The sequence below is a fragment of the Streptomyces sp. NPDC002788 genome (assembly GCF_053592115.1).
On the sequence record NZ_JBSFVB010000004.1, the window covers coordinates 420,992 to 431,837 of the forward strand.

The window sequence follows — 10,846 nt, forward strand, 5'->3', positions numbered from 1 at the left end:
GGCGGCTTCGGCGTGCCGACGCCGTGCACTCGCCGGTCGCCTCGGCGTCCGACGCCGGGGGCCCGCAAATCGCCTCACTGGTTCGGCGCGTCGCACCACCCCTCCGCCCGGAGCCGGGGGACGGGCAGGCGACGCCGGCGTCCGACGCCGGTGACCCGCAGGGCGGACCCTCGAGCCACCGGCGTCGGACGCGCCCCCCCTCTCATGGCAGCAGTTGGTACTCCGGGAAGTTCCCCGGCAGCCGTTCCCCCGCCGGCCCCTGCGTCACCGCACGCACCAGCAGCTCCCCCCCGACGAACGCACCCCGCCAGGACGCTCCCAGCCCGCCGAAGAGCTCGTCCCGGTCGCCGCGCGAGCGGGGCAGCCCGTGGCCGACCTTGAACGCGCGGATCTGCGGGGCGAGCCGGTCGTAGGTGGCCCGGTCGTCCGTGGACAGCGTGGCCACCAGCGCGCCGTTGGAGGCGTTCATCGCGGCCAGCAGCTCCGCCTCCGTGTCGACCAGGACGATGGTGTCGACCGGGCCGAACGGCTCCGCGTGGTGCAGCGGGGACGACGAGGGCGGGTTGAGGAGTGTGACCGGCTGGACGTAGGCGGAGGTGTCCTGGCCGGACAGGAAGCGGGCGTCGTCCGGGCTGCCGCGGTGCAGCGGTACCGCTCCGCGCTCGATCGCCTCGGCGACCTGGTCCCGCAGCTCCTTCGCCTTGGCCGCGTTGATCAGCGGCCCGAAGTCCAGCTCGGGGAACGGGTCGTCCTGGTGCTCGACGGCGAGCGGATGCCCGACCTTGAGCGTGCGCACCGCCGGGAGGTACGCCGCCAGGAACGCGTCGAACAGGTGCCGCTGGACGACGAAGCGCGGGTACGCCGTGCAGCGCTGCTTGCCGTAGTCGAAGAGCTTGGGGATCACCGCGGTGAGCGCGTCCCAGTCCGAGTGATTCCAGATCCCCCAGGTGTTGAGTCCCTCTTGTTCGAGTATGTGTCGTTTACCCAGGTCGGCGACGGCGGTGGCCACCGCGGCGCCGGTGTCGCGGCCACCGACGAAGGAGACGCAGCCGATCTCGGGTGCCCGCACCAGCGCCTGGGACAGCTCGCCTCCGCTGCCGCTGACGAGCGTGACGGGAACCCCCTCGCGGGCGGCGAGCGCCGAGGCCAGGGTCAGGCAGGCGACACCGCCGTCGGTCGGGGTCTTGGCGATGACCGCGTTGCCTGCCAGTGCCTGGACCAGCAGTGCGTGAACGAGCACGCTCATCGGGTAGTTCCAGCTGGCGATGTTGGACACCGGACCGTCCAGCGGGGCACGGCCGGCGAGCATGGGCTCGATGCCGTCGACGTACCAGCGGACCCCGTCGATGGCCCGGTCGACGTCTGCCAGGGCGAGCCGCCAGGGCTTGCCGATCTCCCACACGAGCAGGAGGGCGAGCAGCCGGCGGTGTTCGGCGAGGGCGTCGAGGGCGGCCGCGACGCGGGCCCGGCGCTCCTCCAAGGGGACGTGCCGCCAGGCGCGGTGCTGGTCGAGGGCCGCGCACACGGCCCGGTGTGCGGCGATGCCGTCCAGCCGCGGCGGGCCGGCGATGGGGCCGCCGTCGACGGGACTGACGGCGGGCAGGACCCGGCCGTCCGCCTGCCAGGCGCCGTTCCAGAGGTTGAGGGCCCGGTCGTCCCGGAATGCCTCGGGGGCGACGGTGAGACACCGCTGCCACGCGTCGGGCCACGATGTGCCGGCTTTGAGGGTGAGGCTGGGTGCCATGTGATTGCTCCGCTCTCGGTGCACCGTCGGGGGCGGGAATCAGGCTCGGGTGGCGCGCTGTCGGTCTTCGAGACGCGCGAGCACGAGCTTCGCCGTCTCGGTCGGCGTGCTGCCCACACTCACCCCGACCGCTTCCAGCGCCTCCCTCTTCGCCTGCGCCGTGCCGGAGGAGCCGGACACGATCGCGCCCGCGTGCCCCATGGTCTTGCCCTCGGGCGCGGTGAATCCGGCGATGTAGCCGACGACGGGCTTGGTGACGTGCTCGCGGATGTACGCGGCCGCGCGTTCCTCCGCGTCACCGCCGATCTCACCGATGAGGACGATCAGTTCGGTGTCGGGGTCGTCCTGGAAGGCGGCGAGGCAGTCGATGTGCGTGGTGCCGACGACCGGGTCGCCGCCGATGCCGACGCACGTCGAGAAGCCGATGTCGCGCAGCTCGTACATGAGCTGGTACGTCAGCGTGCCCGACTTGGAGACCAGGCCGATGCGGCCCGGTTTGGTGATGTCGGCCGGGATGATGCCCGCGTTGGACTGGCCGGGCGTGATGAGGCCCGGACAGTTGGGTCCTACGACACGTGTGCCCTTCTCCTCGGCGTACGCGGTGAAGGCGACGGAGTCGTGGACGGGGATGCCCTCGGTGATGACGACGGCGAGGCCGATGCCGGCGTCGGCGGCCTCGACGACGGCCGCCTTGGCGAAGGCGGGCGGCACGAAGACGACGGTGACGTCCGCCCCGGTCGCGCGCATCGCGTCGGCGACCGACCCGAAGACGGGTACGGCGCGGTCGTCGAAGTCGACGGTGCGGCCCGCCTTGCGCGGGTTGACACCGCCGACGACGTTCGTGCCGGCCGCGAGCATGCGCCGGGTGTGCTTCATGCCCTCGCCGCCGGTCATGCCCTGGACGAGGACCTTGCTCTCCTTGGTGAGGTAGATGGCCATGGCGTTCCCTCTTCTCAGGCCGTGGTGGCGAGTTCGGCGGCACGGGCGGCGGCGCCGTCCATGGTGGTGACCTGCTCGACCAGCGGGTGCGCGTGCTCGTCGAGGATGGCCCGGCCACGGGCCGCGTTGTTCCCGTCGAGGCGCACGACGAGCGGCTTGGTCAGCCGGACCGCGCCGAGGGCCCGGACGATGCCGTCGGCGACCGCGTCGCAGGCGGTGATCCCGCCGAAGACGTTGACGAAGACGGATTTCACGGCCGGGTCGGAGAGGATGACCGACAGCCCGTCCGCCATGACCTGGGCGCTCGCTCCGCCGCCGATGTCGAGGAAGTTCGCGGGCCGCGCGCCGCATCCCGCGACCACGTCGAGGGTCGACATGACGAGGCCGGCGCCGTTGCCGATGATGCCGACCTCGCCGTCCAGCTTGACGTAGTTGAGGCCCTTCGCGGCGGCCGCCGCCTCCAGCGCGTCGTCGTGCTCGGTGTCCTCCGCACCCCAGCGCGCCTGCCGGAAACGGGCGTTGTCGTCGAGGGTGACCTTGCCGTCGAGGGCGAGGATCTGCCCTTGGCCGGTGCGGACGAGCGGGTTCACCTCGACGAGGAGGGCGTCCTCGCGGACCAGGACCTCCCAGAGCCGTACGAGGACCTCGGTGGTCTGCGGCGGCAGTCCGGCCGCCTCGGCGATCTCGACCGCCTTCGCGGAGGTGACGCCCTCGGCCGGGTCGACGGGGATACGGGCCACGGCTTCGGGCCGGGTGGCGGCCACCTCCTCGATGTCCATGCCGCCTTCCGCGGAGGCGATCGCGAGGAAACGGCCGGCTGCCCGGTCGAGTACGTAGGACACGTAGAACTCGGTGCCGATGTCCACGGGTTGGGCCAGCATCACCTTGCCGACCGTGTGGCCCTTGATGTCCATACCGAGGATCTGACGGGCTGTGAGCTCGGCGGCGGCCGGGTCGGCGGCGAGCTTCACACCGCCCGCCTTGCCGCGCCCACCGGTCTTCACCTGGGCCTTGACCACGACACGACCGCCGAGCCGGCGTGCGATCTCCCGTGCTTGTCCGGGAGAGTCCGTCACCTCGGCCCGCGGCACCAAGATGCCGTGTTCTTCGAAGAGTTCCCTTGCCTGGTGTTCGTACAGGTCCATTTCGGCTCCTGACTGAAAGTGCCGCACGCCCCCTGGACACCACCCACCGGATGCGGGATAACAAGCTTCATACAGTATTCGTCGACTGTATGCAATGTACCGCGAGTCGTTCCAACCCCCTACGAAGGGACAGGACTTCGTCATGCCCGACGACACCCAGGACGTGATCTCCGGTGGTCATCTCGTAGCCAAGGCGCTGAAGGCCGAGGGGGTCGAGCGCATCTACACGCTGTGCGGCGGCCACATCATCGACATCTACGACGGCTGCGTCGACGAGGGCATCGAAGTCGTCGACGTACGCCACGAACAGGTCGCCGCCCACGCCGCCGACGGTTACGCACGCGTCACCGGCAAGCCCGGCTGCGCCGTGGTCACCGCCGGCCCGGGCACGACCGACGCCGTCACCGGCGTCGCCAACGCCTTCCGCGCGGAGTCCCCGATGCTGCTGATCGGCGGCCAAGGGGCCCTCACCCAGCACAAGATGGGGTCCCTGCAGGACCTGCCGCACGTCGACATGATGAACCCCATCACCAAGTTCGCGGCGACCGTGCCGGACACGGCACGCGCGGCCGACATGGTCTCCATGGCGTTCCGCGAGTGCTTCCACGGCGCGCCCGGCCCCTCCTTCCTGGAGATCCCGCGCGATGTCCTGGACGCCAAGGTGCCGGTGTCCAAGGCACGCGTGCCGCAGGCCGGGTCCTACCGGGCCTCGACCCGCTCGGCCGGCGACCCCGAGGCGATCGAGAAGCTCGCCGACCTGCTGGTGCACGCCGAGAAGCCGGCCATCCTGCTCGGCAGCCAGGTCTGGACGACCCGCGGCACCGAGTCCGCCATCGAGCTCGTCAGGACCCTCAACATCCCCGCCTACATGAACGGCGCGGGACGCGGCACCCTCCCGCCCGGCGACCCGCACCACTTCCAGCTCTCCCGCCGGTACGCGTTCTCCAACGCCGATGTCATCGTCATCGTCGGGACGCCCTTCGACTTCCGCATGGGCTACGGCAAGCGGCTCTCCCCGGACGCGACCGTCGTGCAGATCGACCTCGACTACCGCACCGTCGGCAAGAACCGCGACATCGACCTCGGCATCGTGGGCGACGCCGGCCTGGTCCTGAAGTCGGTGACCGAGGCGGCCTCCGGGCGCGTCAACGGCGGCGCGTCCAGGCGCAAGGAATGGCTGGACGAGCTGCGGGCGGCCGAGCAGACCGCTCTGGAGAAGCGGCTGCCGAACCTGAGGTCGGACGCCTCACCCATCCACCCGTACCGGCTGGTCAGCGAGATCAACGACTTCCTCACCGAGGACTCGATCTACATCGGCGACGGCGGCGACATCGTCACCTTCTCCGGGCAGGTCGTGCAGCCCAAGTCACCCGGGCACTGGATGGACCCCGGCCCCCTCGGCACGCTCGGCGTCGGCGTCCCCTTCGTGCTCGCGGCCAAGCAGGCCCGGCCCGACAAGGAGGTCGTCGCGCTCTTCGGCGACGGCGCGTTCTCCCTGACCGGCTGGGACTTCGAGACGCTGGTCCGCTACGACCTCCCCTTCGTCGGCATCGTCGGCAACAACTCGTCCATGAACCAGATCCGCTACGGCCAGGCCGCCAAGTACGGCAAGGACCGCGAGCGGATCGGCAACACCCTCGGCGACGTCCACTACGACAAGTTCGCCCAGATGCTGGGCGGTTACGGCGAGGAGGTCCGCGACCCCGCCGACATCGGCCCGGCCCTGCGGCGCGCCCGCGAGTCCGGCAAGCCGTCGCTGATCAACGTCTGGGTCGACCCCGACGCGTACGCCCCCGGAACCATGAACCAGACCATGTACAAGTGAGGTGCCCCTATGACCGCTACGTCCACCAAGGCCCTCGAAGGCGTCCGCGTCCTGGACATGACCCACGTCCAGTCCGGGCCGTCGGCGACCCAGCTGCTCGCCTGGCTCGGCGCGGACGTCGTCAAGCTGGAGGCGCCGACCGGCGACATCACGCGCAAGCAGCTGCGTGACCTGCCGGACGTCGACTCCCTCTACTTCACGATGCTCAACTGCAACAAGCGGAGCATCACCCTCAACACCAAGACCGAGCGCGGCAAGGAGATCCTCACCGAGCTGATCCGGCGCTCCGACGTCATGGTCGAGAACTTCGGCCCGGGCGCGGTCGACCGCATGGGCTTCACCTGGGACCGCATCCAGGAGATCAACCCGCGTATCGTCTATGCCTCCATCAAGGGGTTCGGCGAGGGCCCGTACACCAACTTCAAGGCGTACGAGGTCGTCGCGCAGGCCATGGGCGGGTCGATGTCGACCACCGGTTTCGAGGACGGGCCGCCGCTGGCGACGGGAGCCCAGATCGGCGACTCGGGGACGGGCGTGCACGCCGTGGCGGGCATCCTCGCCGCGCTCTACCAACGGGAGCACACCGGTCGCGGGCAGCGGGTCAACGTGGCCATGCAGCACGCCGTGCTGAACCTGTGCCGGGTGAAGCTGCGGGATCAGCAGCGTCTGGCACACGGGCCGCTCGCCGAGTATCCCAACGAGGACTTCGGCGACGAGGTCCCCAGGTCCGGGAACGCGTCCGGTGGCGGCCAGCCCGGCTGGGCGGTCAAGTGCGCGCCGGGCGGCCCGAACGACTACGTGTACGTCATCGTGCAGCCCGTCGGCTGGCGGCCGATCAGCGAGCTCATCGGCCGGCCCGAGCTGGCCGACGACCCCGAGTGGGCGACGCCCGAGGCGCGCCTGCCCAAGCTCAACAAGATGTTCCAGCTGATCGAGGAGTGGTCCTCGACGCTGCCCAAGTGGGAGGTGCTGGAGCGGCTCAACGCCCACAACATCCCGTGCGGGCCGATCCTGTCCACCAGGGAGATCATCGAGGACCGGTCGCTGGCCGCCAACGAGATGGTCGTCACCGTCCCCCATCCGGAGCGGGGCGAGTTCGTGACCGTCGGCAGCCCGCTGAAGCTGTCCGACTCCCCCGTCGAGGTGACCAGTTCACCTCTGCTCGGCGAGCACAACGAAGAGGTCTACGTCGGCGAACTCGGTCTCGGCGACGAGGAAGTGCGCCTGCTCAAGTCGAACGGAGTGATCTGACGTGATGGCCGAAGACCGCCTCCTGCGGGTGCGGTCCCTCCTGGATTCCGTGCGGGCCGAGGGCCGGACCGCGCTGACCGCGCCCGAGGGCAAGGTGATCGCCGACGCGTACGGCATCGCCGTTCCGGGTGAAGAACTGGCGACCGACGTCGACGAGGCCGTGGCGTTCGCGGCGCGCTTCGGCGGGCCCGTCGTGATGAAGATCGTCTCGCCGGACATCCTGCACAAGACCGACGCCGGCGGGGTGATCGTCGGCGTCGAAGGTGCCAGGGACGTGCGGGCCGCGTTCCACCGCATCGTCGACAACGCCCGCGCCTACAACGCGGATGCCCGCATCTCCGGCGTGCAGGTGCAGGAGCTGCTGCCGAAGGGGCAGGAGGTCATCGTCGGCGCGGTGACGGACCCGACGTTCGGCAAGATCGTCGCCTTCGGGCTGGGCGGGGTGCTCGTCGAGGTCCTCAAGGACGTCACCTTCCGGCTCGCGCCGGTGGACGCCGACGAGGCACTGTCGATGCTGGACTCCATCCGGTCGGCGGAGATCCTGCGCGGGGTGCGCGGGCAGGCCGGGGTGGACCGGTGGGCCGTCGCCGAGCAGATCCGCCGGGTGTCGGAACTCGTCGCGGACTTCCCGGAGATCGCCGAGGTCGACCTCAACCCGGTGATCGCCACCGCGGAGGGGGCGGTGGCGGCCGACATACGGGTCATCCTCGCCGAGTCGCAGCCCGCACCGCGCCGGAAGTACTCGCGGGACGAGATCCTCGCGTCGATGCGCCGTCTGATGCAGCCACGTTCGGTCGCCGTCATCGGTGCCTCCAACGAACAGGGCAAGATCGGCAATTCGGTGATGCGCAACCTCGTCGACGGGGGTTTCGCGGGCGACATCCACCCGGTGAATCCCAAGGCCGATGACATTCTGGGCCGCAAGGCGTACAAGAGTGTCACCGACGTTCCCGGTGAGGTGGATGTGGCGGTCTTCGCGATCCCCGCCAAGTTCGTGGCCTCGGCTTTGGAAGAGGTGGGACGCAAGGGCATCCCGAACGCCGTGCTGATCCCCTCCGGGTTCGCGGAGACCGGCGAGCACGGACTCCAGGCGGAGATCGTCGCGATCGCCGAGCGGCACGGAGTGCGGCTGCTGGGGCCGAACATCTACGGCTACTACTCGACCTGGCAGGACCTGTGCGCCACGTTCTGCACGCCGTACGACGTCAAGGGCGGGGTCGCGCTGACCTCGCAGTCGGGCGGCATCGGGATGGCCATCCTGGGCTTCGCGCGCACCACCAAGACGGGTGTGTCGGCGATCGTCGGGCTGGGCAACAAGTCGGACCTGGACGAGGACGACCTGCTGACCTGGTTCGGGGAGGACCCGCACACCGAGTGCATCGCGATGCACCTGGAGGACCTCAAGGACGGGCGCGCCTTCGTGGAGGCCGCGCGGGCGACCGTGCCGAAGAAACCCGTGATCGTGCTCAAGGCGGGGCGTACGGCGGCGGGCGCCAAGGCTGCCGGGTCGCACACCGGGGCCCTGGCGGGCGACGACGCCGTGTACGACGACATCCTCCGGCAGGCCGGCGTCATCCGGGCACCAGGGCTGAACGACATGCTGGAGTACGCGCGCGCGTTGCCGGTGCTGCCCGCCCCCAAGGGCGACAACGTCGTGATCATCACCGGGGCCGGCGGCAGTGGTGTGCTGCTCTCCGACGCCGTGACGGACAACGGCCTGTCGCTGATGGAGATCCCGCCGGACCTGGACGAGGCGTTCCGGAAGTTCATCCCGCCCTTCGGGGCGGCGGGCAACCCGGTGGACATCACCGGGGGTGAACCGCCGTCGACGTACGAGGCGACGATCCGGCTGGGGCTGGAGGATCCGCGCATCCACGCGCTGGTCCTGGGCTACTGGCACACGATCGTCACTCCCCCCATGGTCTTCGCGGAGCTCACCGCACGCGTGGTGGCCGAGTTCCGGGAGCGCGGGATCGAGAAGCCCGTGGTGGCGTCGCTGGCGGGGGACGTGGAGGTCGAGGAGGCCTGCCAGTACCTCTTCGAGCGCGGAGTCGTGGCGTACCCGTACACGACCGAGAAGCCGGTGGCCGTCCTCGGTGCGAAGTACCGCTGGGCCCGGGAGGCGGGGCTGCTGGGAGGCGGTACATGAGGTGAGGCAGCGGGGGGCGGCCGACGGTGCGCGTCGGCCGCCCCCGGGCTCCGCACGCGCACGAAAGGCATGGGACAGGGGGCGCTGGCCAGATCTTTCGACGCAAGGGGTGCGACACGACATGACAACGACCGATCTGCCCACCACGGTCGCCTACCGGGAGGTCACCGACGCGAACGGTCGCGTCTACCGCCTCGGTGAGACCGACATCGACATCATGGGGCGCAAGCGCAAGTGGATGGTGATCCTGCCCTGGATCGGCATGATGGGCATCTCCTCCGCCGAGTACGCGTTCGCGTCGGCCGAGGACACCCTGCACACGGCGCACAGCTGGAACAGCATGCACATCTTCTGGATGATGACCGTCTGGGTCTTCTTCCAGGCCGCGGTGGCCTTCCCCGCGGGCAAGCTGCGGGAGAGCGGGAAACTGCCGGCCCGCTGGGCGATGATGCTCGGCGCCATCGGCACGCTGCTGGGCTACCTGTCCCTCGCCTTCGCGCCGCACGTCGTCTTCGCCTACATCGGCTTCAGCATGTTCAGCGGCATGGGCGCGGGCATGGTGTACGCGACGTGCGTCAACATGGTGGGCAAGTGGTATCCGGAGCGGAAGGGCGGCAAGACCGGCTTCGTCAACGGTGGTTTCGCCTACGGATCGGTGCCCTTCGTCTTCCTCTTCAACGGCTACATGGACCTGACCAACTTCCGCTGGGTCCTGGTCTCCGTGGGCGTGTTCCTGGCCGGAATGGTCGCGTGCTCCGGCTACTTCTTCAAGGACCCGCCGAAGAACTGGTGGCCCGCGGACATCGACCCCCTCAACCCGCCCAAGGACCCGCGAGCGGCCCGTTCACTGCGGATGAACCCGCCGGCGGTGCGCCAGTACTCCCCCAAGGAGGCCTGGCAGACCGGCCGGGTGGCCCTCATGTGGTTCTGTCTGGCCTGTACGTCCGGCGTCAACATCTTCGGTATCGCCTTCCAGGTCGAGATCGGCGAGGAGGCCGGGTTCGCGGGCGGGATCGTCGCCACGGCCATGTCCCTGAAGGCGATCGTCAACGGCACGGGCCGCGGTGTCATCGGCTGGCTCTCCGACCTGTACGGCCGCAAGCGGTGCCTGCTCGTCGTCTGCGTCATCCTGGGCCTCTCCCAGTACGGCATCCTCTGGTCGGCGGAGGCCAAGAACCTTCCGCTGTTCCTGATCTTCTCCTCGATCTCCGGCTTCGGCGGCGGGGCCATCTTCCCGATGTTCGCCGCGCTCACCGCCGACTACTTCGGTGAGAACAACAACGCGTCCAACTACGGCATGGTCTACAGCGCCAAGCTCGTCTCCGGCCTGGGAGCCGGCATGGGTGCCGTGGTCGTCGGCGCCTGGGGCCACTCCGGTGCCTTCATCCTGGCCGGTTCCATCTCCCTCTTCGCCGGCTGCGTGGCCGTGTTCCTCAGCCCGCCGGGACGTGACAAGGAAAAGCGCCGCATCGATCCCAACCCCCGACCGCTCGGCGAGGACACGGCCTGACATGACCGCGGATCCGTACGCGCCAAGCAGCGCCCCCACACCCTCCGCCGCCGCACACCGTCCCCACCGCGAAATCACCGACTCCCACGGCCGCGTACGCCTCGTCGGCGAGACCGACCGGGACATCGTCGGTCCGGCACGGACCGTGGGCTGACCGTCCCCCGTATGAGGAGGCCCCTCCCCGTCGGCTTAGGTTCTAGCGATCGTCGCAACACCCCAGCCCAGGGGTGCGATGTTCGAGATCCGCAAGACCCGGACGGTGGCTCAGGGCCGCAGGAAGCTG

The 10,846-nt window shown here is 69.9% G+C and carries 8 protein-coding genes; 5 read left to right on the top strand and 3 right to left on the bottom strand.

Annotated elements, in window-relative coordinates:
* Positions 1-202: 202 nt before the first annotated feature.
* Genes ACWD1U_RS10970 through sucC form a run of 3 tightly spaced genes read right to left on the bottom strand, consistent with a single transcriptional unit; the run spans position 203 to position 3,828 of the window.
* Positions 203-1,744, bottom strand: coding sequence for an aldehyde dehydrogenase family protein (locus ACWD1U_RS10970; protein WP_451106384.1), 1,542 nt, complete (start codon positions 1,742-1,744; stop codon positions 203-205).
* Between the two features lie 39 nt (positions 1,745-1,783).
* The gene (gene sucD / locus ACWD1U_RS10975; protein WP_451106386.1) at positions 1,784-2,683 is read right to left on the bottom strand and encodes a succinate--CoA ligase subunit alpha; all 900 of its coding nucleotides are present in this window, start codon (positions 2,681-2,683) and stop codon (positions 1,784-1,786) included.
* Positions 2,684-2,697: 14 nt separating this feature from the next.
* Entirely contained in the window at positions 2,698-3,828 is a 1,131-nt protein-coding gene (sucC, locus tag ACWD1U_RS10980; RefSeq protein WP_451106388.1) for an ADP-forming succinate--CoA ligase subunit beta, read from the bottom strand.
* 142 nt (positions 3,829-3,970) lie between these two features.
* Between sucC and ACWD1U_RS10985 the strand changes: the two genes are divergently transcribed.
* The 5 genes from ACWD1U_RS10985 (at position 3,971) to ACWD1U_RS11005 (ending at position 10,717) form a co-directional block, all read left to right on the top strand.
* Positions 3,971-5,653 (top strand): thiamine pyrophosphate-binding protein, encoded by a 1,683-nt coding sequence (locus ACWD1U_RS10985; protein WP_451106390.1) that lies wholly within the window; start codon positions 3,971-3,973, stop codon positions 5,651-5,653.
* A gap of 9 nt (positions 5,654-5,662) precedes the next feature.
* Entirely contained in the window at positions 5,663-6,904 is a 1,242-nt protein-coding gene (gene frc / locus ACWD1U_RS10990; RefSeq protein WP_451106392.1) for a formyl-CoA transferase, read from the top strand.
* A gap of 4 nt (positions 6,905-6,908) precedes the next feature.
* On the top strand, positions 6,909-9,053 hold the full coding sequence (locus ACWD1U_RS10995) for an acetate--CoA ligase family protein (protein ID WP_451106394.1): 2,145 nt from the start codon (positions 6,909-6,911) through the stop codon (positions 9,051-9,053).
* Between the two features lie 121 nt (positions 9,054-9,174).
* On the top strand, positions 9,175-10,563 hold the full coding sequence (locus tag ACWD1U_RS11000) for an OFA family MFS transporter (RefSeq protein WP_451106396.1): 1,389 nt from the start codon (positions 9,175-9,177) through the stop codon (positions 10,561-10,563).
* A 1-nt stretch (position 10,564) separates the two neighbouring features.
* Entirely contained in the window at positions 10,565-10,717 is a 153-nt protein-coding gene (locus ACWD1U_RS11005; RefSeq protein ID WP_451106397.1) for a hypothetical protein, read from the top strand.
* Positions 10,718-10,846: the final 129 nt, after the last annotated feature.

Excerpts from the sequence above, each read along its gene's own strand:
- ACWD1U_RS10970 (WP_451106384.1), bottom strand. The coding sequence starts at position 1,744 with ATGGCACCCAGCCTCACCCTCAAAGCCGGCACATCGTGGCCCGACGCG.
- sucD (WP_451106386.1), bottom strand. The coding sequence starts at position 2,683 with ATGGCCATCTACCTCACCAAGGAGAGCAAGGTCCTCGTCCAGGGCATG.
- sucC (WP_451106388.1), bottom strand. The coding sequence starts at position 3,828 with ATGGACCTGTACGAACACCAGGCAAGGGAACTCTTCGAAGAACACGGC.
- ACWD1U_RS10985 (WP_451106390.1), top strand. The coding sequence starts at position 3,971 with ATGCCCGACGACACCCAGGACGTGATCTCCGGTGGTCATCTCGTAGCC.
- frc (WP_451106392.1), top strand. The coding sequence starts at position 5,663 with ATGACCGCTACGTCCACCAAGGCCCTCGAAGGCGTCCGCGTCCTGGAC.
- ACWD1U_RS10995 (WP_451106394.1), top strand. The coding sequence starts at position 6,909 with ATGGCCGAAGACCGCCTCCTGCGGGTGCGGTCCCTCCTGGATTCCGTG.
- ACWD1U_RS11000 (WP_451106396.1), top strand. The coding sequence starts at position 9,175 with ATGACAACGACCGATCTGCCCACCACGGTCGCCTACCGGGAGGTCACC.
- ACWD1U_RS11005 (WP_451106397.1), top strand. The coding sequence starts at position 10,565 with ATGACCGCGGATCCGTACGCGCCAAGCAGCGCCCCCACACCCTCCGCC.